This is a genomic window from Gemmatimonadota bacterium, from assembly GCA_016719105.1.
Taxonomy (GTDB): Bacteria; Gemmatimonadota; Gemmatimonadetes; order Gemmatimonadales; family Gemmatimonadaceae; genus SCN-70-22.
The window spans coordinates 1-24,282 of record JADKAQ010000031.1 but is presented as its reverse complement, the minus strand read 5'-3'; the positions used below and the strand labels follow the sequence as shown (position 1 = coordinate 24,282).

General features: G+C 64.5%; 15 protein-coding genes and 1 pseudogene. 5 read left to right on the top strand and 11 right to left on the bottom strand.

Annotation, left to right across the window (positions count from 1 at the left end):
- Positions 1 to 77 precede the first annotated feature (77 nt).
- The 7 genes from IPN47_22855 to IPN47_22825 form a co-directional block, all read right to left on the bottom strand.
- Positions 78 to 3,188, bottom strand: a complete 3,111-nt coding sequence (locus IPN47_22855) for an efflux RND transporter permease subunit (protein MBK9410836.1) — start codon at positions 3,186 to 3,188, stop codon at positions 78 to 80.
- 93 nt (positions 3,189 to 3,281) lie between these two features.
- Positions 3,282 to 4,496, bottom strand: coding sequence for an efflux RND transporter periplasmic adaptor subunit (locus IPN47_22850; GenBank protein MBK9410835.1), 1,215 nt, complete (start codon positions 4,494 to 4,496; stop codon positions 3,282 to 3,284).
- 164 nt (positions 4,497 to 4,660) lie between these two features.
- Positions 4,661 to 5,587: a hypothetical protein gene (locus tag IPN47_22845; protein ID MBK9410834.1), complete on the bottom strand. Its 927-nt coding sequence runs from the start codon at positions 5,585 to 5,587 to the stop codon at positions 4,661 to 4,663.
- A gap of 1,391 nt (positions 5,588 to 6,978) precedes the next feature.
- The gene (locus IPN47_22840) at positions 6,979 to 7,323 is read right to left on the bottom strand and encodes a hypothetical protein (protein ID MBK9410833.1); all 345 of its coding nucleotides are present in this window, start codon (positions 7,321 to 7,323) and stop codon (positions 6,979 to 6,981) included.
- A 201-nt stretch (positions 7,324 to 7,524) separates the two neighbouring features.
- Positions 7,525 to 8,799 (bottom strand): IS3 family transposase, encoded by a 1,275-nt coding sequence (locus IPN47_22835; GenBank protein ID MBK9410832.1) that lies wholly within the window; start codon positions 8,797 to 8,799, stop codon positions 7,525 to 7,527.
- Between the two features lie 173 nt (positions 8,800 to 8,972).
- Complete coding sequence (locus IPN47_22830; protein MBK9410831.1) at positions 8,973 to 10,070, bottom strand: hypothetical protein; 1,098 nt, start codon at positions 10,068 to 10,070, stop codon at positions 8,973 to 8,975.
- Between the two features lie 279 nt (positions 10,071 to 10,349).
- Positions 10,350 to 11,003: a thioredoxin domain-containing protein gene (locus tag IPN47_22825; protein MBK9410830.1), complete on the bottom strand. Its 654-nt coding sequence runs from the start codon at positions 11,001 to 11,003 to the stop codon at positions 10,350 to 10,352.
- Positions 11,004 to 11,553: 550 nt separating this feature from the next.
- Between IPN47_22825 and IPN47_22820 the strand changes: the two are divergent.
- Positions 11,554 to 12,408, top strand: a pseudogene (locus IPN47_22820) (IS3 family transposase).
- 399 nt (positions 12,409 to 12,807) lie between these two features.
- Here IPN47_22820 and IPN47_22815 read toward each other — a convergent pair.
- Positions 12,808 to 13,650 (bottom strand): hypothetical protein, encoded by an 843-nt coding sequence (locus tag IPN47_22815; GenBank protein ID MBK9410829.1) that lies wholly within the window; start codon positions 13,648 to 13,650, stop codon positions 12,808 to 12,810.
- A gap of 338 nt (positions 13,651 to 13,988) precedes the next feature.
- Positions 13,989 to 14,549 (bottom strand): hypothetical protein, encoded by a 561-nt coding sequence (locus IPN47_22810; protein MBK9410828.1) that lies wholly within the window; start codon positions 14,547 to 14,549, stop codon positions 13,989 to 13,991.
- A gap of 1,176 nt (positions 14,550 to 15,725) precedes the next feature.
- On the opposite strand from IPN47_22810, the gene IPN47_22805 reads away from it, so the two are divergent.
- The 3 genes from IPN47_22805 to IPN47_22795 all read left to right on the top strand — a co-directional run bounded on the left by IPN47_22805 (position 15,726) and on the right by IPN47_22795 (position 18,446).
- Positions 15,726 to 16,235, top strand: a complete 510-nt coding sequence (locus IPN47_22805) for a hypothetical protein (protein MBK9410827.1) — start codon at positions 15,726 to 15,728, stop codon at positions 16,233 to 16,235.
- Between the two features lie 426 nt (positions 16,236 to 16,661).
- Positions 16,662 to 17,150: a DsbA family protein gene (locus IPN47_22800; GenBank protein ID MBK9410826.1), complete on the top strand. Its 489-nt coding sequence runs from the start codon at positions 16,662 to 16,664 to the stop codon at positions 17,148 to 17,150.
- Between the two features lie 807 nt (positions 17,151 to 17,957).
- Complete coding sequence (locus tag IPN47_22795; GenBank protein MBK9410825.1) at positions 17,958 to 18,446, top strand: hypothetical protein; 489 nt, start codon at positions 17,958 to 17,960, stop codon at positions 18,444 to 18,446.
- A 701-nt stretch (positions 18,447 to 19,147) separates the two neighbouring features.
- Here IPN47_22795 and IPN47_22790 read toward each other — a convergent pair.
- Together IPN47_22790 and IPN47_22785 are read right to left on the bottom strand one after the other, a co-directional pair.
- Positions 19,148 to 20,271, bottom strand: a protein-coding gene (locus IPN47_22790; protein MBK9410824.1) for an IS3 family transposase whose coding sequence is annotated in 2 segments (ribosomal slippage) — positions 19,148 to 20,025 and positions 20,025 to 20,271 — 1,125 coding nt in all. Because the reading frame shifts where the segments join, the coding sequence is not laid out codon by codon here.
- Between the two features lie 235 nt (positions 20,272 to 20,506).
- Positions 20,507 to 20,863 (bottom strand): hypothetical protein, encoded by a 357-nt coding sequence (locus IPN47_22785; GenBank protein ID MBK9410823.1) that lies wholly within the window; start codon positions 20,861 to 20,863, stop codon positions 20,507 to 20,509.
- Positions 20,864 to 21,783: 920 nt separating this feature from the next.
- Between IPN47_22785 and IPN47_22780 the strand changes: the two genes are divergently transcribed.
- A complete protein-coding gene (locus IPN47_22780; GenBank protein ID MBK9410822.1) occupies positions 21,784 to 22,143 on the top strand; it encodes a hypothetical protein in 360 nt (119 codons plus the stop codon).
- Positions 22,144 to 24,282: the final 2,139 nt, after the last annotated feature.

Genomic DNA, 24,282 nt, shown 5'->3' with positions numbered 1-24,282 from the left:
GGAAAAAAAAAAAGAAAAAAAAAAAAGACGAGAAGACGAGTGGGAGCGTCGAGGGGGCGGGCACTCGGCGGGAGAGGCTACTGTTCGCCACGAGCCACCTCCCCTCCAACCAACGACGCCCCTTCTCGTCTTCCCGTCTTCCCGTCTTCCCGTCTTCTCTCAAGCACCGCATACGCCGTGGGAAGGAGGAAGAAGGTGACGAGGAGCGCACTTATGCTCCCTCCGATCACCCCCGCCGCCAACGGCTGGTACAGCGCCCCGCCGCTCCCCCACCCAAAGACCAGCGGCAGCACGCCGGTGATCGTGGTGATGCTCGTCATCGCGATCGCCCGCAGGCGCTGGTGCCCGCCGAGCATGATCGCCTCCTCGATGCTGTGCCCTTCCTCGCGGAAGCGACGGATGGCATCGAGCTTCACCACCGCCTCGTTGTCGGCCATGCCGATCATCACCACGATCCCGATGAGGGCGACGGCGTTGAGTGATTGACCGGTGACGTAGAGGAAGAGAATCCCGCCGACTGCTGCAAGGGGGACGGTCAGCATGACCACCAGCGGCACCGTGAACGACGCGAACTCCCCCGCCAGCACCAGAAAGACCAGCGCCACCGACAGCCACGCCACCAGCGTCAGTTCGCTCGTGGTGCGCTCCTGCTCCGTGTCGGCGCCGCTCACTTCCCACGTCACCCCGGACGGGAACCGCATCGCGGTCATCGTCGCGCGCACATCCTCGGCGGCGGTGCGCGTGCCGCCGCTCTCGATGAGCCCTTCGACCACGGCCACCGGGCGCTGCCCCACGCGCACCACCTCGATCGGTGCCTGCCGCTCCTCGGCCCTAACGAGCTGCGCGATCGGCACCCCCTTCACCGGCGTCGCCATTGCCTCGGCCAGGTCTTCGTTCTTGACCCCCGCAAAGCGCACCGAGATCGGCGTGCGGCGATCGGTCTCGCGGTAGTCGCTCGACTCCACCCCGCCCAGCCCACCGGCCAGGGCGTTGGACACCGCCTCGACGGAGATGCCGCGTTCGGCCAGGAGGTTGCGCTGCAGCGTGATCTCCACCACCGGCTGCGTCCCGCCGTTAGGGTCGCGCACGTCGGCGAGGGACGGGAGCTTCTGCAGCCGCGCGCGCGCCGAGTCGGCCCAGCGGGCGGCTTCGGTCAACGTGCGCGCGCTCATCTCCACGCGCACCAGGCGCCCTTCGCGCCCGATGAGCGACCCGAATTCGGACTGCCCGGCGAGATCGAGCGCCAGCGCGCCGGCCGCGAGATCGGGGACCGCCGCGCGCAACTTGTCGGCAAAGGTCGCCGCCTTCTGCCCCTCGGGAACCGGGACGAGCAACTGCGCCGTGGCCGACGACCCCGGCTCCGCGCCAGCGAGGATCTCTTCATCGGTGGCGATCCCCACGCGCGAGTAGATCCCCTTCGCGCCTAACGCCCGGGCCGCATCTTCGATGCGCGCCACCTGCTGCGTGGTCGCCTCGATGGCGGTCCCTTCGGGGAGGTGCACCGACGCGACGACCATCCCCTCATCAACCTGCGGCAGAATTTCACGAGGAATCCGCCCGAGCACCCAGACGGTCAGCGCAACGGAGGCAATCGCCACCCCAAACACCGGCCCAGGATTCCGCAACGCCCACCGCATCCCCCTCTCATACCAGGCCTCCGCCCACCCCCCCAGCCGAGTCAAAGAAGACCGAGGATCGTTCTCTCGTCTTCTCGTCTTCTCGTCTTCCCGTCTTCTCCCCACGATCATGACCGGCATCAGCGTGAGGGCCAGCACCAAAGAAGCGCCCACACTGGTGACGACGGAGAGCGACAAGTCCCGAAACAACGCCGCCGCGAGTCCCCGGACAAAGATGATCGGCCCAAACACCAGCAGCGTCGTCAGCGTCCCCGCGATCAGCGGCCCGCTCACCTCTTCCGTCGCCTCGATCGCCGCATCGAACAGCGACATCCCTTCCTCGCGCTTGCGCGCCGCCGCCTCGGCCACCACGATCGCGTTGTCCACCAGGAGCCCCACGCCTAACGCCAACCCGCCCAGCGAGAGAACGTTGATCGTCACGTTCAGCGCCTGAAGGATCACCAATGCCAGCAGGACCGAGAGCGGGATCATCGTGGCGATGGCCAGCGACATGCGCCAGTCGCGCAGAAAAAGGAGGATCACCAGGAGCGACAGCGCCCCGCCGATGAAGATCTCCTGCCCCAGGTTGGAGAGCGCGTCGACTACGAACGTGGCCTGCGCCGCCACCAGGGTGAGCCCGATGGCGGGGAATTCCTTGCGCAGCTGGTCGGCGACCTTGTTGATCTCCCCCGTCACCGCGACCGTGTTGGCCCCGGCGTCCTTGTAGACCACCAACCCCACCGCCGGCTTGGAGTCGAACCGGGTGAGCGTCTTGGGGTCGGCGATGGTCGTGGTGACGGTCGCCAGGTCCTTGAGCGTGATCCCTGCACCTGTCGGCCCCACCGGGACGTCGCGGATCTCGTCAGGCGAGCGGAACTCGGTGAGCGTGCGCACCGAAAATCGGAACTGCCCGCGCCTGATCGTCCCCCCCACGCCGCTCACGTTGGCCGCGCGAATGGCGGCCGAGACGTCGTTCGGGGTGAGGGAGAGGGCGCGCATGCGCGCTGGATCGACCTCGATACGCACTTCGTCCTCGGGGGCGCCCACGACGGCGACCGACGCCACACCCGCGATCTGCTCCAGTCGCCGCGCATGCACGTCTTCTGCCGTGCGCGCGAGCTGCCGCATGTCGCCGGCGATCGACATCGAGAGCACCGCGATCGGCCGCTCTCCCGGGTCGCTGGTGAGCAGCGTCGGCCGCTCGGCGCGCTCGGGGAGCTGCGATCGAGCGTTGTCGAGCCGCTCGCGCACGTTGAGCAGCGTCGTCTGCATGTCCGTCCCCCAGGCAAAGCGCGCCGTGGTGGTGGCCTCGCCGTTGCGACTGACGGAACGCAGCTCCACCAGCCCCGGCGTGGCGGCAATCGCCTCTTCCACCGGCTCGGCGATGAACCGCGACACCTCCTCGGCGGCCGCCCCGGTGTAGAGCGTGCGGATGGTCAGCACCGGGAGCTGCACGTCGGGGAGGAGCGAGACCGGGGTGCGACCGAGGGACACGCTGCCTAACAACACGATCGCGAGGACGCTGGCGATCGTGGTGACGGGGCGGGTTACAGCAGATCGGGCGAGAGACACGGAGTCTTGCTCTAGAAGACGGGAAGACGAGAAGACGAGAAGACGAGTTTGGAGTGCGCGGTGCGGCGGTGGTGCGCGTCGTGTTCCGAGCAGTTACTCGCTCTTGGCTCTGCCTACCGTCTTCTTTTTCGGCTCCTCGGCTTGCACCACGCGCACCGGCGCATCATGCGTCAACGTCAGGTGCCCCTCGACGATCACGTCGTCGCCGACTTCCACCGGAAGCAGCCCCGACGAGGAGTCTGGCAGCACTTCCGTCTCGATGCCGTTGGTGCGCCCCGGGAGGATGTAGACCCACTGGGCGCGGCCGTCCTTCACCACGAAGACCAGGGGGCGGCCGTCGCGTTCGATGACGGCGCGGGCCGGGACCAGGCGGCGATTGGTGAGGCGGGAGGCCTCGAGGCGCACGTCGGCGTACATCCCGGGGCGCAGCTTGCCGCCTCCGGCAAGGCGTACATAGGCTCGCCCCGAGCGGGTGGTCGAGTCGATCACCGGGAGCACCGCGCTGATGCGCCCAGTCACCTGCTCGTCAGGGGCAGCGGCCGAGGTGATGAGGGCGTTCCCCCCTTCCTTGATCAGCGGGAGATCGTGCTCGAGGACGTTGGCCTCGATGCGGAGCGCGTTGAGGTTCACGACTCGCGTGATGTTGCCACCGGCGGCCACACGTTCGCCTTGCGACACGTCGACGCGGTCCACCATCCCGTCGTACGGAGCGGTGATCGTGGCGCGCTCGCGGTCGAGCCGCGCGCGGTCGAGCCGCACGCGTGCGGTTTGGAGACCGGAGCGGGTGAGCGCGATGCGGCGCTGGTCATCGCTCGGGGGGCGGCCGAGCACGATCGAGTCGGGGGCGACGGCGTCGTAGTAACGCACCTGCGCCTCGTCGACCGCCGCCTGCGCCTCAGCGACCGCGAGGTCGAAGGGGCGCGGGTCGAGCGTGACCAGCGGCGCACCGCGCCTAACACGATCGCCGGGGTGCACGAGGACCTTCTCGACGGTGCCGGCCACTTCGGCCTTGAGGAGCGCTTCGCCGTCGGAGCGAACCTGGCCGGTGGTGGTGACGGAGAGGACCAGATCGCCGTCGCGAACCGCGGTGACCGCGACCGGGAGCGCCATCGCGGTGCGCGGGGTGGCGGAAGTGTCGCCGGCTGCCGCGGCGGAGTCGGCGGCGGCGGAGTCGCTGGTGGCGGCGCCGCGGAGCTTGTCGCAGGCGGTGAGCGTGCTCAGGAGGGCGCCGGCGAGGGCGGTCGCGTGAACACAGAGCCGCGCGCGCGCACGGGCGCGGGGAGGGACGAGGCGAACGGTGGCCGTCATGGCGTCGGGAGAGTGAGGCGCTTCACGGAGCGAATGTACGGCCACGGGGCGAGTCGGGGGGAGTTGTGGGGTGACTTCTACATATGTCGCGGGAAAGAGAAAAAAGGTTGCCTGTTCGGCTGAGGCGGGGCGAGGGAACCCAACAAAGCGATTGAGGAGCAGTACTACCGCTGCACGCGACGCGAAGCTGACATGGCCTTGGTGATCATGCCCTCCAACGACGGCATCACGGAGAAGGCGCGCACGAAGGGCGCCCCTTCCTCCGTCTCGCCTGCGAGCGCGAGCAGGCCGTGGCCGAATGCGATATCGATGGCCGGGAAGGGGAGTTCGATGGAGAACAGGTAGCCAGCGTCGATGACCGAGTAGAAGTCGACGAAACGCCCCCGCTTGGGGCCGCGGCCACGGAAAAGGACGGCGAACGAGTTGCCCACCGCGGTGGCGCCCATCGCTCCCTGCGTGCTCGGAAGCATCTCCCAGGAGCCTTTGCCGAGCGCCTTAGCCTGTCCCATCGGAATCTCATCGATCCAACGAGCCCGTGCGCGAACTCCCGTTTCGTCCAAGAGTGCGAACATGGGACCGAACGTCACGCTAATCATGCAGACCCCTGCTTGCGGGTGCTCAAATATCATGGATTGCCGCACGAGCGACGGTAACGCGCGCAGCTCCGGCCATGGGAGATCCTCCGAACCCCTCTGGCCCGTTGGCACGTGCACTCGCTCGATCTCGCCGCTTTCGGTCGAGCGCAGGTGGATGTGCGTGTTCCCGGCTTCGCAGACCCCCCTTGGATTCACCCCCAGCCGATAGTCGACGCGCGGCCCCTCCTTGCCGTCTTCGGTAACCTCGGTGAGGCGCGAGAGCGCGAAGTCGACGACGAAGGCGCCTCCGTCCCGTCTTGCTGTGACCTTGGCAACACCGCCGAACTCTCCCGGCCCGCGGCCGGGACGCCCGAATCGCCAATCGATGCGGCCAGACTTAGGAGAGAGCGCGAGCAAGCGCTGCGCAATCGCATCGTAGACAAGGAAGTGTTCGCGAGATGCGCGAAGTTGTAACGGCAACAAGATTGTTGTGTCTTCGGGGTTACCGCCAATCATCCAGCGAGGGGTGAGTCGGACGTCCCGCAGCTCGCGCCCAGCGACACCAGGGCCCTCGACGCGCGGCCCGATAGCTCCGTCCCACGCGACCGGGATACTTAGTCCATGCCGGGATACTGCGAACGAATCGACCGATGTAGGCACCCGCACGGCACCCACAAACCACAGAAGAAGAGAAGCCAAAGAATAAACACTCGCAGTGCTCATCGCAGTGCTGCTCCATGGGTTGAATCGGATGACTCGTAGGTGTCTGAGATCGAGAGCAGCTGCTTCGCCGCGCGAATGATGTCGTACATCTCCCTGGGACTCGTTGGTAGGACGAACGCTGCCCGCACGCGACGCGACCGATCGACTAGTACCATGGAAGGCGCCACGTGTTGAGGTGTCAGCTGTCCGATTCTCGCTGTCGACACGATCACTTCGAACCCGCTGTTACGAATCGATAGCTCTGCAGATCGAGTCGTGGCCGTACGCCACGGCCATGGCGAGAGGAGTAGAATGAGCGGCGGAGCCACGCGTGACTCGGCGAGTCGAAGTCGGACGGTGCGAGCAAACCACAAGAACTCGAGGCAGTCGGAATCCCTGAGCACGATGACGGGCAGAAAGTCCCATTCTTTCGGCCGAAACGCGGGAAAGTCATCGCGCGTCGGGAGAACAAATATCTCGCGTTGATCCTGCCTGAGTCCGAATCCAAGTAGTGTCATCGTCAGCAAGAGCAACCAATGCCACCAATCCCCACTGCGCCGCGGAACTGGCGATTCCCTCCTCGAAAACCTACTGACCCGCTGGTTAACGCCAGTCCCGCGACCCAGGTCTGGCGTCACTCGTCGGTCATCCTGCCAATCAGGTCCACGTAGCATCCAGGACCGCAGACTTCGGAGAGGTCGACGCGTTTGCACACGGTCATCTCGACTGACGGACAGCCTCCCTCGAATACCTGTGCATCCCCCTGTTCGGCGTGAGCCACGAATACTACGCATCCGAGCAGCCCCGCGTAGATCAGCACTCGCTTCATAGCCGCCTCCGTTCACGATGTGAAATGGCGCGCGAACGCCAATCGCCGCGCGCCAGCGGCTCACGAGTACGTCGCGAGCCGTCGACTATGGTGAGAACGCGAGCATCTATCGGCAAATAGAAACATGCGACAGAACTACGACACGACCTAGCGTTGGTCGAGCTTGTCATCGGGTACACTCAGTCGCCCGCATTGGCGCCCGTCCGGACTCGCGAAGCTGTCGCGCAGCTCGCAAGGCTTCCGACTCACTTCGGGCTGATGTAGCTGGCGATCGTAGCAGGAGACCGGCGGAGATGCGCGGCAACAGCGGGAAAGGTTGCCGTCAAATCGGCGTAGAGCGAAGGAGGCGCCGCCTGAGTGATCGTTACGGGCGCCCCTAGGGAGTCACGGTGGTTGTCGATCCGAGGGCCTTCGCGACCATTCCATCGAGTGATTGAGTCGCCGAATACGACCGCACGAACGGCGCCCCCTCCTCGGTCTCCCCGGCGAGCACCAGCAATCCATGAGCGAAGGCGACGTCCGTGGCGGCATACGGAAGTTCGATCGAGAAGAGATACGCGGCGTCGGTCACCGAGTAGAAGTCGACGAAACGCCCGCGCTTGGGGCCCCGGCCACGAAAGAGGACAGCGAAGGAGTTGCCGACGGCGGTGGCGCCCTGCACGGACTTCACGCTGGGGAGCATCTCCCATGAGCCCTTGCCGAGCGACTTCGCCTCCCCCATCGGAATGTCCTCTATCCATCGCGAGCGAACGCGCACGCCTGATTCATCCAGAATTGCGAACATCGGACCATATGTCACGGAGACCAGGCAGACTCCAGCGCTTGGATGCTCGAAGATCTTTGAATGGCGAACGAGGGAGGGCAGACTCCGCAACTCGGGCCACGGAAGTGGTGAGTGTCAAGGTAGTTGTCGTATGACCTGCTACTCTTCGTTGGCCCTCCCGGTGGAGGTCGGGACGCGCTCCGGATTCCGCCGGACGGTCGTGATCGGCGACCAGTTGCGCGTCGTGCCACTCCACCGCCCGGGCTGCCGCGCGCGGGCGGCGGTATAGACCGCGTGGCGTCGCGCGAGGATCGCGGCATCGGCGCGCGCGTGCCGTTGCGCCGGCGTCACGAAGCGAATCGCGCTGTGCTGGTGTTCGTGGTTGTACCACTGCACGAAGGCGGCGACCCAGGTCGACGCGCTCGCCCCATCGGCAAACGGCTGCGACGGGAAGGCCGGGCAATACTTGAGCGTGCGGAACAGCGCCTCCGAAAACGGATTGTCGTTGCTCACGCCGGGACGACTAAACGAGGGCAGCACGCCGAGGCGCTCGAGCGTGGCGAGCATGGTCGCCCCTTTCATCGGGCTCCCGTTGTCGGCGTACAGCACAATCCCCTGCGGCTCACACGCCGCCGCGTGACACGTGGCGGTGAACAGGTCCGCGGCGTGCTCGGCGCGTTCCGTGGCTTGCACCGACCAGCCCACGATCTTCCGGCTCCAGATATCCAGGATCAGGTACAAGTACAGGAAGACGCCCCGCACGGGCGTCTTGAGATACGTGATATCCCAGCTCCACAGCTGATCCGGCCCGGTGGCGACGTGCGCCGGTACGGCCCGGCGCTGCGGCACCTGCGTGCGCCCGCTCAGGCCGAGCACCGCGCAGGCGGACACCCGCCGGGCCCCGCTGGCGACGGCCGCGTCGACGAGCGTGATCATGAGCGCCCGCGCCGCGGGGGCGTGGGCTCGTCCGCGTCCCCCCAGATCGCCTGGACTTTCTTTCAGGACCAGCAGCGCCGCCGTCTCGGCGAGCGCGCGGTCCTTCCGCGCCAGCCCCCGCTCCAACGCCTGGATGCGCTTCGCCTCGGCAGACGCCCCGCCCGGCGCCCGGCGCGGCGCAGCGTCGAGCGCCGTCTCCGCCGCTTGGCGCCACGCGGTGAGCTGCGTGTCCTGCACCCCTTCGCGGCGCAGCAGGGCCCCGAGGGCGCTTTCCTCCAAGCCGGCCGCCGCCAGCACGACACGGAGCTTCTCCGCGCCGGTCCATTCCTTTCGTTCACGTCGAGGCATGCCGTCCATGCTACGCACGTCGCGCAACCATCGCGAGAGCGTCGGTTGCGGCACCCCCACCGCCGCCGCCAAGCGCGTCGCACTCACCGCCTGCGGCCCGACCAGTTGCTTCACCACCCGCGCCTTGAACGCGGCACTGTACTCCGCCATCGGACCCTATTCCTCCGCCCCCTACGACGTGACCATGACCGATGCTGACGCACCGCTCATGTGACAACTATCCTGACACAGGGGGTGATCCCCGGGAACGGTCGCGATGGAGCATGCCATGCGCTGCACCTGGGGCGAGATCTTGGCAGCTGGCGACACCTATGCGCCGTCCGTCACGGTGACGAAGTCGTGCTCCCTCGTGTCAGTACGTACGATTCGACCGACGTCACGCCGTCCGCGTCCGTCCGAATCCCGAGCACGAAGTCAGGTCCGATCTGCGTGGGTTCAAATCCCGCACGGAGCTCGATCCGGTCCACCATGTTGCCACTGGCGTCGAAAATACGGGCGGTGCGCGATGCCACGAATCGCTCGGCCGGTGTGACGTAGGACAGTACCCACAGTAGGCCCTCGGAGTCGACGAGCAGGCGGCCGAGGAGAGGAAGCGATGTCGGAAGGGACATCTGCCGAAACATCGGGCGGAGCGCACCGTCAACGAAGCGTCGTCTCAATGCTGGTGCGTTGCTGTACAAGGTGTTCGCTTCGTTCACTCGCCGCGCCAACTCTCGCTCGACGTCTTGTGAGGTAACGGCGCGGCGATCTTCGCTCCACCGAATCATCGCGAGACTGCGGTCGCCGAAACGCCGCACATGGACGACCGAAGAGTCCGATTGCGCGAAGAAGCCCGCGCTGCGCGAGAACGCAGCGAGAGGTTCCGGAGTGAACGGCACCTCGGACTGGAGGTCGCCGGGACCTTGAAATCGATATGTATCCGGCAGGCGAAATAGATGTTGCGGATCGCTCCAGTCCCGGGAAAACAGGAGTATGGAGGTGAGGGGGCGTGTCGTCTGTGCGACGGGAAGCGGACTGATCACGTTCATGGTCCGGGCGGCGACACGACCGTCCGGCAAAGCAGCCAGAGGTATGAGATATCGTGTACTCGAGTCCCCGCCCATCGACGTCCAGGTCCGTGCAAACTTCCCACTTGAGTCAAACAGGGCGAAATTGCGAGTGAGACCGCCCTCAAATGTGATCAAGGAGTCGTCACCGGTGCGCCACAATGCGGCGAGTGCGCCGAACTCACCGGGTCCCTTGCCACGTCTGCCTATCGTGCGGACGAGGGTACCGGTCGCGGCGTAGAACTCGAGACGAGTGCTTTGTGCGGAAGCGACAACCGTCACGCCGTTCGTGAGCCGGACTGCGCCGACAACATCGAGCGGGCCTCTTCCGGATGCTTCGTCGTAGCGTAGGACGTAGCTGGCGTTGCTGGCCAATGAGAGCTCGCGTCGTCGAACAGGTCGCGCCGATGAATCTGCTTGACGTGCGGAAGTGCCGTCCGACTCGAGAACACAGGCGACGCAGAGCACGGCAACGAGTGCAGTCCGAACCGATACTCGGTGCCGCGATTGCCGAAACTCAAACTGTGCTGTCATTCGGATCGCATTCTCAGTGGCAATCGGTGCGACGCGTCTTGAGAGAGAGCCCGATGACCGCGTGAGCGGCAGCGCGCGCGGGCACCGTGTAGAAGAGTTTGTGTGAATTCCGAAGACTGCTCAGCTTCCCGAACGGCTCATCATTCTCACGGCCGTGGATTCTGGAAGTACGCCTTCATAGTACTCATGCGGACTAATGAAGGTTGGCGTGCCCTTGATTCCCAAGTCCCTTGCGAGTGCCACGTCGCTCTCTAGGCGTTCCTGGGCGGATCGACCTCTCATGCACGCCGTGAAGGTGGCTGTGTCGGTAACGCCGGAAGCTAGCGCCTCTCGCACCCAGTTGGTGTCAGCGATCCACGTCGTGGTCGTGAAGAGGCGCTCGTGCATTGGCACGAAGCGCCCGACACGATCTGCGCAGATGGCGGCGAGTGCCGCGCCTCGCGCACGGGGATGGATCGCCAAAGGAAGGTGTCGAAAGGCAACACCCTGAGACCTACCTGCTGCAATGCTCGCGGAGAGAACGGTGTGTTGCTGCCTGCAGTACGGGCACTCATAGTCTGAGAACTCCACGAGCGCAATCGGCGCCGAGGAGGAGTCGAGACGACTTCCGTCCGCCACTGTTGACCAGGAAGTGGCCAGTATCCGGTCGCGACGGCGCTCCCGATTCCACTCTGCGAGGCGTGCACCTAACGGTCCACTCGGTCGAAGCAACGCGTATGCCACAACAACGAGCACGACGACATTCACAATGATGCTCAGACGATCGCGTTTCATGGCTGGGAGGCTGGTTGCTTGACGCATGACGAGAGAATCGACCGCGCGCTCATCCGCGACTGCTGAGGAAAAGACTCTGCGAGGAGCGCGCGCGCCGGTTGCGAGTGCTAGTAGCAGTGGTTGCCTGAGCACGAGCCGCTACAGCAGTTGCAGTTCTGGTCGCCGCAGATCACTTGGCAACAGTTCGAGCCGCAGCAGATGCATTGACCGTTGGGTGACGGATCGCAGATCGGCGCTGCCGACGCGCTTGACCCCAACAGGGAGGCGGCAAAGAGTGCGAGCGCCAGATTGCGAGCGTGGGACAGTACGGTGCGGATCATGAGGCCTCTCCAGCTCAGAGTTTGAGTCTTCCGTCCGGCGTGACTTGCGACCGCGCCATGCGCGTCGGCCGCTCACCCGTCGCGGAGAAGCACGTTTGGGGGCACTCAGCGCACTTGCAAGGGAGAACGTGCGACAATCGAGGCCCAAAGTGCGACATCGGCAGTGAGTGGAGTCACCAGATTGTCGTGGAGGGTGCTAAGGTCAAGCACCTCAACGAGAGGAAGAGCCCGTGCCAGCGAAGCCCAAAGCAGATCGAGTGCGGCGGAAGTACGAGTTCATCACGGCACATCGGTAGCAATTCCCCACTGAGGTAATGTGCCGCGAGTTGGGCGTCGCGCCCAGCGGGTACTACCAGTGGCTTAAGTGCCCGCAGTCAGCGCGAGCGGTGGAGGACGCGCGATTGCTGCGATTGATCCGTGCCTCATTCACGGCGAGCCAGGGCATCTACGGGGCGCGCGGGTGTTCGTTGATCTCCGGGAGGCCGGCGAGACGTGCAGCAAGCATCGCGTTGCCCGCCTGATGCGTGAGAACGGCTCCGCGCGCTGCATGGTTATCGCACGCGCCGTTGGGAGGTCGGCAAGCCGGCCGTGCTGACGCCGAACCTCCTCAAGCGCCAGTTCTCGCCTACGCAGCCTAACGCGGCCTGAGCGACGGACATCACCTACATCCGGACGTGGCACGGGTGGCGCTACCTCGCGGTCGTGATCGATCTGTTCTCCCGCAAGGTGTCGGGTGGGCCGGTGGCCCGACGATCCATCACGAACTGGTCTTGAACGCGCTCGCATCAGCCGTGAAGCAGCGGCGGCCGCGGAGGACCAATGTGCACTCCGATCAGGGGACCCATGTCGGCAGCGATGCATGGCGACGCTTCTGTCGCTCCAATCGCCTTGAGCCGAGCATGAGCCGGAACGGCAACTGCTGGGACAATGCGGTAGCGGAGTCCTTCTTCAGCAGCTTTAAGAATGAACGGATCAAGGAGCGCATCTATGCGAGCCGCGACGTCGCACTGACGGACATCGCTGACTACATCGATACTTTCTACAACCGTACCCGATGGCACAGCCACATTGGAGGCCTCAGCCCTGAGCAGTGTGGGGTCACCCACAAGCCTGGTCGACGTCGAGTGAGTTCGTTTGAGAACTTACCAGCTCTCCACGAAAGTCTGGCAACTCCAAAAACCACAAAATGCTGGCGCGTGGCTCGCAGCTGCAGCGGGAGGAGGATGGTCGTGTCATTCGCGTCACCCCCAATGTCCCATTGTTGTCTGAGGCGACCGGTCGCGACGGTCCTTCTCCCTCATTGGAGAGGAGGGCGGTCGTCACCTTCGTTCGCGACCCCACACGTCCAGGCCATTGGCGCAAGCAAAGTCGACACAAGGAACAACCAAACAGGATAAGGCATCGAAGTCAGCGATCTGAGAAGAAGGCAGTGAACCGCGCTTGTGCGGCAGTATCACGCGAGACCCTCCGTGCCGCCGACTGAGCTACCGCGTGGCCGCCCTTGCCCGACTCACAAGCGTCTCAAGCGAAGGCGAGGCGCTCATCGCACGAACGAAAGGAGCACCATCCGATGTCTCACCCATGGCGACGAGCAGTCCATGGCCGTAGCCGATGACCTTGGCTTCGAAGGGCAGCACGATGGAGAACAGGTAGGAGGCGTCGGCGATCGAATAGAAGTCGATAACGCGCTTTCGCTGCGTCGAGCGCCCTTCGAAAAGGACCGCAAAGGTCTCTCCCACACCAGTCGCGCTCGTCGTGGTAATGACGCTGCCGGGCATCATGGTCCATGATCCTTTCCCGAGTGAGCGAGCTCGCGCCAAGGGAACCGGCTCGATCCAGGAACCGGTGGCTCGAACGCCGTCCTTGTCGAGTATTGCGAACCTTGGCCCGAAGGAGAGGGTCGCGAAGCACACATCGCCACGGGGATGCGAGACAAGCAGGGACTGTCGAACTAGTCCGGGATGCCCTGCCAGTTCTGGCCACGGCAACGGTCCGTCGGCAACTACCGTGGTGTCGTCGACGACTCGTTGAATCTCGTGGTCCACCAAAGCTCGCAGACGTACTTGAGACTCCTGCAGGTCGCAGACGCCGCGCGGATCGGCACCGAACGGATACGCATACCGGCCAAGGATAGTGCCCTGATCCGAGAGACTCGACAGTCGTTGATTGCCAAGGTCGAGAATGCGCACCCCCCCGGCCGGTCGTGGACTGACGAACGCAATTCCGCCGAACTCGTTCGGTCCACGGCCGGCGCGGCCGAAGCGCCATGCTTCCTTCCCCGAGATGGGCGAGAGTGCCACGACTCTTCGCGCGATGGCATCGTACACGACGAAGTGTTGCGCCGTTGTAGTAAGGGAGAACGGAAGCAGGAATGTGGTATCGGCATCATCTCCCCCGATTGTCCAAGTCGATCGGAGGCGAATCGCCGGGTAGCGTCGTGTACTCGCTGACGACGATCGCTGGCCGCGATCCGAAGCACTCACCCTCCCTACCGGCTTCCGGGCGTGTCGCGAGAACGAGCTTGTTGCGCGATCAGCGTCCGCGAAGTGAGCGGAGCGGAGCTGAGCCTTTGCGGCTGGCGCGAAGGTGGTGGCGAGCAATAGGAGCAAGGTCGCACGGTGAGGACCTTGCCCAATGCGTTTGCGCAAGCGATGGCTGCACATGATTAGCTCGAGTATCGCGAGAGCGCGAGGACCGCGGCGACGACTCCGTACATGTCACGGACGGATGGACGAATGGAGTATTCCGCTAGCTGAGTTCCTTTTCGGTCCAGCAGCAGGAGTGTGGGAGAAGTGACGATACGCGAGGGAATACCTGGCATGCGTCGCGGGCGCTTCATCGGTAGGACGACAAAGCCAGCATCGATGAATACAGAGAGGGCGTCGGGGGTCCGCTCCTTCAACCAACCCGGCTCGGACACGACGACAATCACCGGCGAGGCGAAGTCATCGGGCGGCAACTTCCGCCGTAGAAGCATCGCAAACCACAGGTAGTTGGTGCAATCATGAACCGACAGGAAAAGCACCGTACGGTAGGATCTTCCCGGATGGCGATGTACGAATGACCGCAGCGACTCCTCGAACTGTGCTTCCTTATGAATAAAAACACCAGCGCGAATGAGAACGCCAAGAAGCAACTCCGCGAGCACGGCGGCGATGGACCGCGATGCACGCGAGCGAGACCAATGGACGGTACCGTTGGAGATCATCGGGATGACGGTGTCCACTGACTTCTCTCGCGTGCGACTTCACTCGATCAATTGTAGCCCGCGAGTGTGACCGTACAGCCTGGGCCGCAGATCTCCGAGAGGTCGATCGTAGTGCAGAAGGTCGGCGCGATCTCCGGGCAGGCATACACCGCGGTGGCCGCCCGGGCATCCGCCCCGAGCGCAGCGATACCTCCGACGAGCGCTAGCCCAACGACCCATAGCTTGCGTTTCATAGTCGCAATCCTCCCCTTCGAGAAAGGTGACCTGCATCACGCCACGAGCGACCCGCGGCCCAGACAGTCTGAGGAAGCCGCGCTCGTCGCCGACGACAGTCGCGCCCACAAGGCCACGAGACAAGTGCGCGAATGCGACAGACGGTCACGAAAGGGCGACAAGGAATCGTTGTGTGGAAACGGTGCGAGTAGGCTGGACCTGCGGCCCTATTGGGACGCCAAGCGGACGCGACCGATTGTGCGCCCCACGTCCGAGCTCGCAGGCGGCGCGCACAAGAGATACAAAGAGCTGCTGCTCCGCTGGCGGTTCGGCTGCGCAATGATGTCCGTGACTCAGTCTGGTTACTCCACGTTGATTGCCGTGAGCATGGCATTCGGTGTGGAGGGGACGGCGAACGCTGCTCGACGACGTCCAGGCGCTCGCTGTCGACGAGGCTTCTGCGAGCCATACCACGACGCAAGAGCACGAAGGCGGCAAGTCAACACGAACGCGAGACAGCGACGGTCGGTACGGGTGCGCCTCGAGCAGCTGACGAGCGCGGTATCCGAGCACCCGTCCGCTCGCCGAACTGATGCAAGCGACCGTGTCCGCATCAACGATCGAGCGCATCGGCCATCCCAAGCATGGCGACCGCGCGGCGCGTGCGCGAGTTCGGATGCGCGTTCGCCCGCGTGGCAACCGACGAGTGCGTGCGCGCATTCCCTGACTTGACAGCGTCGGGCATTCGCTGAATTCTCGAATCGTTGGTGGGTTGAACCGTTCGCCCGCCGTCGGCGCTCGGCCAGCCCATCGAACGGACGACAGGGGACTTCTCGGGATGGAAGAGGGGATGAATGGGGAACGTTGGGGGGGGTAGTTCTCGTTCTTGCGGACGAAGCGACCGTCAGCGAAATGTCGTGCGGATCTACCGCCGGCCTCGGCGATGCCTCGCCCGGCCGAGCGAAGGTACGCTACGAGCGCATGGCCGACATTGCGCAGCTCGGTTCGGCGATTTCGTCGATGGGGAGCGATGTGATCGCTGTGGTACTCGATCCGGAAGTCGCCGCACCTGATGACGAGACGGCGCTCAGAGTCGCTGCGCAACTGACCCGAACCGGACGCGAGCTGCGCGTGGTCGTGTATCCGGCAATCAATCCGCAGGCCATGCACGCCGTGTATCGTTTGAGCCTGCATCGGCAATGCGAATTGGTCGTGCGCGCCTTCGACGCACTCCCAGAATGGACCCGCGGCGCGGCAAAGGGGGGCGAGGCGACTCCGAGACGATGTGAGGCTGTTCAACAACTGACAACCTTGCCCGTGCGATTTCGCCGCGCATGGATCGACGCGCTCGCGGCTCCCGGTGAGACGACGGTAAAGCGCGTGCTTGCATGCGCGAGCGTCGAACGGAGAACGCTCGAGCGCGCGCACGAGGAGGCCGGTGTACTGAGTCCGGCGCGACTGCTACGAGCATTGAAGGCGGAAGACGGGTAGGGTTGCGTCGCGATGAAACGCCCCGAGTTCTCCGACCGACGTGCTGGCGGCGTTCGTCGCTACCCATCGCGAAGCGAATGGAGTCAAGCCCATCTGCGCGGTTTTGCCAATGGGTCGATTGATGCGGCAGGGCGTGATCGGGCGGTTCACCCGGTGCGGTACAATCGGGTGTGACGGAAGGCTCGGCTCGTTGGCGATGCGGATTGCGACCGCGGGCCTAAGTATCACCCGAGTCGTGTCGCACATCTGTCGCATCCTGCTTGTGGCCCGCCATGTGAAGTCTGCGCACCGTGGGACGCGCCGACGGCTCGCATGGCCGTGGCGGCGTACCTGATTGCGCAACCGTCATCGCTCGTTCGAGCAAGCTGGGAGCGCCACTGGAGCGATCGTACGACGTTCAGAGCGGCCAAGCGGCACTGGAGTGAGATGGAGCAGGCCGGATCACGACTCTTCAGCGCGCGCGGAAGGGTGGAGGTGGTCGTGATTTCCGACTATGAGTGTCCCTTCTGCCGAGCCTCGCAGGCGGCGATCGACTCCGCGGTCGCTAGGGGCGTCGGAATAGCCCTACTTCACTATCCGGGTCCTTCGCATCCCAATGCGGAGGGTGCGGCGCGAGCCGCCATCTGCGCCGAGCCAAGCGGGCACTTCCCGCGCCTTCACGCGCAGCTGATGCAAACAGATCTCTGGCAGAAGGATGAGGACTGGCTCCGTGAAGCGGGCGCGGCGGGCGTTACCGAAATAGAACAGTTCGATGCTTGTGTGACCGGTGAAGATGCGCGAAAACGACTGTTGTTCCAGACGGAATTGGCGGACAGCTTACTGGTGACTGGTACACCGACATTTGTCTCGCTCAGCGGCGTACATCGCGGCGTCGCGTCCCTCTCTCAACTCCTGGAACTCGCGGGCCGTCGTTGATTCCTATTGCGTTCTCCCACCAGCGCCTCCTGACGCGCGACGGACACGAACAGCGTGCCTGCGCGTCCGTCCACGAGAGCCAACGGCGAGTTGAAGAGACCCGTGGTCAACTCCGCCGAAGGGCCGGTGCAAGACCGTATCGTCACGCGCTCCATGTGTTGCTCGCGCTCTCCCTGTCCACCAGCGTCGGTGCGCAGAATCGTCAAGGTCCACGGGGCCTGGACGAACGACGCGTCGCACTCAAGCCGTTGCTCACAATTGGTGATGAGTCGGACGACGCAAAGCGTTTCGATCGCATCGTCGGGGTCACACGCCTCCCTGGCGGCGAAGTGGTTGTGCTCGATGGCGCGTCACAAGAGCTGCGCGTGTACGCGTCGAATGGAGACTTCATGAGGCGCATTGGCAGACGTGGTGCCGGACCGGGCGAACTGGAGAACGCGACGGCTTTGTGGCGCGTTCGCGACTCACTTTTCGTCGCCGAGCAACCGCCCGCTCAGAGCCGCGTGAACGTCTATGATGTACGTGAGGGATTCAAGGGACGTTTGCTCCTGCGGGCCAGAAACGCGGCCCGAGGTTGGTGCGGTAGCGCGCCTCGCGAACGGTGCCCTGCTCGTCGTGCCAGCCGGGTTTCGGACCGTTCGTGCCGCCGCCCTACGGAAGAGCGGTACGCGACAACGGCCGTCGGCCTTCGCAAGTTGGAGATCCGGGAGGTGCGCTGGATGGGCGAGTGGCCGAGTGCCTCGTGGCTAAGCTACGCGCTCGTCAGGCCCCGTGCGAACGGGTGTCGCACGATACTCGCTGGGACCTGTGCTCGTCCTCGGTAGCAGCGCCGATCGAGTGTGGATCGGTGATTCCGGAGACGGTGTCATCAAACGATATGACGGTGCTGGAACGTTCGTGGGTGTGGCCAGAATGCCCACCGACCGGCGACCCTATACCGACTCGATCCTTGCGAGAGTGAAGGTAGAGGCGCTCGGCGAAGCAAGTACGAGCGATGAAAGGGCGAGAATCGAGGCTGAGTTCGAGATCGGGCTACGAACACGGCTCGCACCGGCATTTGCGCGGTTTGTACCAGGTCCGGATGGCGAGATGTGGGTCATGGCATTCAACGAAGACCCCAACAGCAGAACCCAAGCCGTCGTGTTCGACGTCGGAGGTACAGCCATGGCCACGGCAGTCGTGCCCGCTCGTGTGCGAGTGTTTGAGGTTGGGCGAGACTACCTGGCCGGCGTGCACACGAGCAACGAGGGCGTGGAGTCGGTGGTAGTGTATGCGTTAGGCAGCAAGGTGAGATGAGGCCATGCGAATCGCACGAATCGCCGCCGGTGGGCTAGTGCTCTGTGCCATCTCGTGTGATCCGGCGCACAAGCCGGCGCGACCGGTCAGCCCGCTAGTCGGGCGGTGGGTTCAAGTATTCCCCGCGCTTGGTGCACTTGACACGCTGTGGCTACGCGAAGACGGAATGGTGGTTGGCCTTGCCGCCGGACTGGATGACACGGGATACGCACTAGAACGCTGGAAACTCGGATCGACCTTCATGCCTGGCGGATTGTGCCTCGGGGAAGCTCTGTCCGAGTCGGACCCGCGACAACCACAGTTCCTGTGTCAGGCGTTCAGCATTTCCGGTGACACACTGTGGCTCGCGAAGAGAAGCCAGACGGTCTTCCTGCGATATCGGCCGACTGACGCCACGCATGCGATAGCGCCTTGGCCGGCTCTGACAGGCGCGCCAATAGCGCCGCGGCGGGTGAGGAGGCTGGGTCGGCACCAGGCAGAGCCCTCCATCCGTAGCGGTGAAAGGATCGCCGATGCGCTGGGCCCGCGGCGCGCAAGAGCGATCGACAATGCACGAGTGGCATGGCGCAGAAACAGTCTCGACGGGAAGATGGGCTGATCGCCAATCGCGCGCCTGGGCAGTCGGGGGCGTGCGACGAGTGAAGTGGCTCCGTTTTTCTGTACAGCCTGACGGGGCTGGATAACTGGAGCGCGAGCGGGGGTCACGCGGCCGCCTGGAGCGGTGGCGGGAAGAAATAGGCGTCGTCGGGCGTGCGGTCGGTCAGGCTGGAGTGGGGCCGTCGGCTGTTGTACAGCCTGAAGTAGCGGTCGATGCCGGCGGTCGCGGCGGACACGGAGGCGTAGGCATGGAGGTAGACCTCCTCGTACTTGAGGGAGCGCCAGAGGCGCTCGACGAAGATGTTGTCCCGCCAGCAGCCCTTGCCGTCCATGCTGATCTGGATGCCGTGATCGTGGAGCAGGCCCGTGAAGGCGGCGCTGGTGAATTGGGCGCCCTGATCGGTGTTGAAGATGGCCGGGCGGCCGTGGCGCGCCAGCGCCTCCTCCACCGCCGCGATGCAGAAGGCGCTGTCGAGCGTGATGGACACCCGCCAGCTCAGCACGCGCCGACTGGCCCAATCGAGGACGGCGGCGAGGTAGACGAAGCCGCGCGCCATCGGGATATACGTGATGTCCATCGCCCAGACCTCGTTCGGCCGGGTGATCGTCCGATGGCGCAGCAGATAGGGAAACACGGGATGCGCGCGGTGGCGGCGGCTGGTGCCGGGTTGCGGACACACGGCGGCAATCCCCATGTGGAGCATCAGGGTGCCGATCCGTCGGCGTCCCACACCCGGGAAATCCCCGCGCAGGAGACGGCGCAACATGCGCGCGCCGGCGAACGGGAAGTCCAGGTGCAACACATCGATCTGGCGCATCAGCGCGAGATCACCCGGCGACATCGGCCGCGGCACGTAGTACACCGCGCCGCGACTGATCCCGAGCGCCTCGGCCTGCCGCGTCACAGGCAACGCGTGCGTCCGGTCGATCATCGCTTGGCGCTCAGCAGGCCGGCCTTGCCGAGCGCGTGTTCTAAAAAATCATTCTCGAGCGCGAGCTCGCCGATCTTCGCGTGGAGGGTCTTCACGTCGACCGGGGGCTCGACGGGGCCGCCGCCGAACACGCCGGCCGCGCCCGAGAGCAGTTGATCCTTCCAGGCGGTGACCTGCCCGGGATGCACATCAAACCGTTTGGCTAACTCGGCGAGCGTGCCTTCGTTGCGCACCGCGGCCAAGGCGACCTTCGCCTTGAAGGCCGGGGCATGGTTGCGACGGGGACGTTTCGACATCGGGGACTCCTCGGTTGTGGCGAACATGTCGCTGGGGGAGCCCGCGGTCCACTCATCCACCCTGTTCAGAAAACCGAGACCACTTCAGAGGGCCCTCTGCTGCAGGTGCATGCGCATGACCTCCCTTCCATCGTCGTGCGTGACATCGTGAACCACCGAACGACATGGCGCGACGAGCGTTCACTCCCTCGGCGCTCAGCGCGCCCGATTCGTCAGTGCTTGCCGAACAAGTCCATCAACGCCGGCGCCACCGGTACGCACGAACAGATGGCGCGCCGTCGTCACTCTCACCGGAGAGAACCAGCAGCCCGTGCCCGTAGGCGATGTCGGTCGGAGCAAACGGGAGTTCGATGGAGAAGAGATACGCGGCGTCGGTGACCGAGTAGAAATCGACGAAGCGCCCTCGCTTGGGCCCTCGTCCGCGAAAGAGCACGGCGAATGAGTCCCCGATCCCCGTGACTCCCTGAACGGACTTCACGCTGGGGAGCATCTCCCAGGAGCCCTTGCCGAGCGACTTCGCCTGCCCCATCGGGATCTCCTCGATCCAGCGGGCGCGCGCGCGCACCCCCGAGTCGTCGAGAATCGCGAACATGGGGCCGTATGTGATGCTGACCAGACACACGCCGGCCTTCGGATGCTCGAAGATCTTCGACTGACGAGCAGTGACGGTACCTCACGCAACTCAGGCCACGGGAGATCTGCGGCCACTGCTCGACCGGTCGACAGTGAGGTCCGCTCGAGCTCCTTTGCCTTCGGTCGCGCGCAGCTGATGCGCCAGTTCCCCGCCTCGCACACTCCGCGGGGTTCACCCCCATCTTGTAGTCGACTCGCTCGCCCCCTTTGCCATCTTCGGTGACTAGCGTCAGGCGCGAGCTCGACATGTCAACGACGAAAGTCCCACCCTCCCGACGCGCCGTAACCTTGGCCACGCCGCTGAACTCGTCCGGACCGCGTCCTGGCCGACCAAAGCGCCAGACGATCTTGCCGGTAGCCGGTGTCACGCCCAGCAGTCGAAGTGCGATAGCGTCATACACGACGAAGTGCTCGCGAGTCGCGCGCACCTGCAGCGGCATCATGATGGTGGTGTCATCCGCGTCGCCGCCAATCTGCCAAACCATTCGCAGCTTGGTCGCGACGACCCTCCGCGAGGCATTCCGCCGGGCGCTCTCGGAAGGCGAGAAAGCGGGTTTCGACCGGCTTGAGGTCGCAGCCGGTCCACGTGAGCCTCGCGACACGATACTGACGGTCGACGCGCGCTCCTGCGGCGACTTCATGGCAAGCGCGAGCACGAGGTAGGCGATAGACGCGCGGATACTCATGTCCGTTGGAGTGATCGGGCGACGACCAACGCGACGAGCTCGATGTGACGAGCCAATCGTGACTCTCGCCAGAATCTATGTAGAATGGGAGCACCGACGGAGACTGTGGCGGTCGCGCGACGGCGGCCGTTCGAGGCCACAGATTCGCAACCGGCCATCTCTCGCGTCCAGACAAAACGAGTCGAGGTAGCTTATGCTGAGAGTCCGGTCCGATCTCGCGCTGCTCGCCGCAGTTGTCCTCGTGCTGGCGCCACGACTCGTTGCACCGGTCAGCGCCGCCGCTTCATCAGACCTGCGCTCGAACCAACCCCCCAACTGGACCGCCCCCCGCCGCGACGCCGGCATCACGTTGCGGCCGCTCTGGCGCTCCGACACGCAACGCGGCGCCGCCACGCTCACCTATCCATTCGACCTCGTCTTCGCCGCGCAAGGACTCGCCATCTACGATCGTGGCGAGAAGCGCGTGCAAAGTGGTCGACGCGGCCACCGGACGCGCGCTTTGCCGTTGGACGACATGGGCCGGGGCCTGGCGAGTTCGGCGATCGCGCGGTGACTTTCTTCGGTCGGCCGCACGTCCCCTCATGGTCGAGGCCATCGACGGTCGTATGACCGCACTCGAGGGGACAAGCTCACGCCGATACGGATCCGCAGGGAACGACGCTGGTCCACCGGCTCCCAGTGGGGGCGAGACCAACGGCTGCTGCAAGTGTGGGGACTGGGGCAGTCGGACGATGTCGCGGTCACCGTGGGCGATGGCGCACGCATCGTCGATTTCATACCGGTCCCTTGGCCACGCCATCGCACGCTCACGTTCGCTGAACGTCAGGTGCCGCTCCAGCAGCTCGACGATTCCTCCTGCGTCTACCTCCCGTCTATCAGCAGGGTGCGCGATCATTTCCCTACTGCTCTCCCCGAGACCGGGATGCACATCGAGGCACTCTCAGGCTCGCGAGGAGATCCGCAGCTCTAGCAAGCAGCGCCGTCGTGGCGAGCGCCTGTCGCATCTTCGCGCCGCGTTGTCGCAATCTTTCTATTGAACACGACATTTCACGCTCGACATGATACTTACCACATCGTGCTCGCGGCTTCGAAGTCGAGCTCAACGAGCGCGATTCATCTGAGTGCTCTATCAAGTCGCGGACGAGGCGAGCAAGCGCGCGCTGGAAGGAGTGGGTCAGGTGTCACAAGCGAAGGAAGTTCTAGCATTCACCGCATCGAGGAGTGATCATGCCGAAGAGACTTCTTGGAAGCACAGTGCTGGCCGTCGCGGCGATTAGCATCAGTGCGGCCGAAGCGAAGGCCGGCCGTGGCATAAGTGAGGCCATCATGAACGCAGCGCGCGTTTGCTCAAGCCGATTGGAGACTTGCGGCGGTGGGGCTGGTATTGTGTGCGGACATCAACATAGCGCCACTCGGGTCGCGGAATACAAATCAGAGCGGTTGCCACGTCGGCGCGACGGTGAGTCGAACCGGTCCGTCACCTGCCTTCCACCGACTTCAGGCGAAGGCTGCGAGACTCGCCGTCCGACTGGTGCCCGTGTTGCGCCTGGTAGCCCTGGTGGGCTGCTCCGGCGATCGAATCGGCCGGAGAGAAGCCCATATTGCGGGACCGAGGCTTCTGAACGATCGACTCACTCGTGCTCTCCGAGAAGGAGGTGTGTTCGTCTCCAAGCCAAATGACATTCTAGCGATTTCAGAACTCCCGCGTGCCAGTCAGCGACGCGGCCGTAGGCCAGGGTGCTCGGAAGTACGCGGCGGATGGAGACCGCCAGGCTCACCATTGGAGGAAGAGGACGCGGTCCCGGCGAATTCGCATCGCCTGGCTGGATGTCTCTTGTCGGCGGTTCGCTCTTGCTCGTCCAAAACTCTCCGGCCCTTCGCATTGAAGCGTTCGATCTTCGCTCGGGAGAGTGGCGCTGGGGTCGTCGATTTCACCGCCAAGGCGACCACTGGACTGGCATCGAGGGACGGAGTCGTTCTTCTCCGGACTCCTAGACGCGACCAGGCATTCATCGTTCGTCGAGTTTCCTGACAGCTTGCCGGGTGGTCGCGCGCGGACGGTGCCGTACGACACATGATGATCCTCTGTTAACAGACGCGTTCAGGCTTACTCGATTGGCCGTCCATGGTGGTCGGATTGCCCAAGCATTCGAAGTGTCGAATTGGCTGTTCGTGTTCAGCCCCGGGCCACGGCAGATGGACAGCTTCCATATCGCGGTGGCGAGACGCAAAGGTGCGCCCACGCGATTATTGCCCACTGCTGCGAACGAATGAGTCGCTTGGAATGAAGGCAGTAAATCATGTCTCGCAACCCATCGCGCTCGGCTGGTTGGACTCGAGCGCAGTAAGGCGTCGTCACGGTAGATCCGGATCGCACCAGTCCGAGATACCGTGGCAAAGCTTTGTTGGCGTAGTGAACATTCGTCGACGCGAAGCGTGTGTGCGGATGGTGCGCTGGACGTGCCGTCGGATCCAGCACCGGTCGCGACGTTCGAGGCGATACGCTCCTGGTTCTGTATCAGGATGTAAGTTCGACGGGGGCAGCCGAAACGATTGTGAAGCGGCTTCACGTGGACTTGACGTCATGCGAATGGAGGACTACGCAGTGATCGCTCGCAGCCACTCGCAGACCCTGTTGGGACCCGGACCTTGGCGAATCCGTTGCGCGCTCAGCTGGACTCTGGTGGGCGCT

What these genes read in the sequence shown, in the direction of transcription:
- IPN47_22850 (MBK9410835.1), bottom strand. Translation starts at nt 4,496, where the DNA reads ATGACGGCCACCGTTCGCCTCGTCCCTCCCCGCGCCCGTGCGCGCGCG.
- IPN47_22845 (MBK9410834.1), bottom strand. Translation starts at nt 5,587, where the DNA reads ATGATTGGCGGTAACCCCGAAGACACAACAATCTTGTTGCCGTTACAA.
- IPN47_22840 (MBK9410833.1), bottom strand. Translation starts at nt 7,323, where the DNA reads ATGGGGGAGGCGAAGTCGCTCGGCAAGGGCTCATGGGAGATGCTCCCC.
- IPN47_22835 (MBK9410832.1), bottom strand. Translation starts at nt 8,799, where the DNA reads ATGGCGGAGTACAGTGCCGCGTTCAAGGCGCGGGTGGTGAAGCAACTG.
- IPN47_22825 (MBK9410830.1), bottom strand. Translation starts at nt 11,003, where the DNA reads ATGAAACGCGATCGTCTGAGCATCATTGTGAATGTCGTCGTGCTCGTT.
- IPN47_22805 (MBK9410827.1), top strand. Translation starts at nt 15,726, where the DNA reads ATGGCCGACATTGCGCAGCTCGGTTCGGCGATTTCGTCGATGGGGAGC.
- IPN47_22800 (MBK9410826.1), top strand. Translation starts at nt 16,662, where the DNA reads ATGGAGCAGGCCGGATCACGACTCTTCAGCGCGCGCGGAAGGGTGGAG.
- IPN47_22785 (MBK9410823.1), bottom strand. Translation starts at nt 20,863, where the DNA reads ATGTTCGCGATTCTCGACGACTCGGGGGTGCGCGCGCGCGCCCGCTGG.
- IPN47_22780 (MBK9410822.1), top strand. Translation starts at nt 21,784, where the DNA reads ATGCTGAGAGTCCGGTCCGATCTCGCGCTGCTCGCCGCAGTTGTCCTC.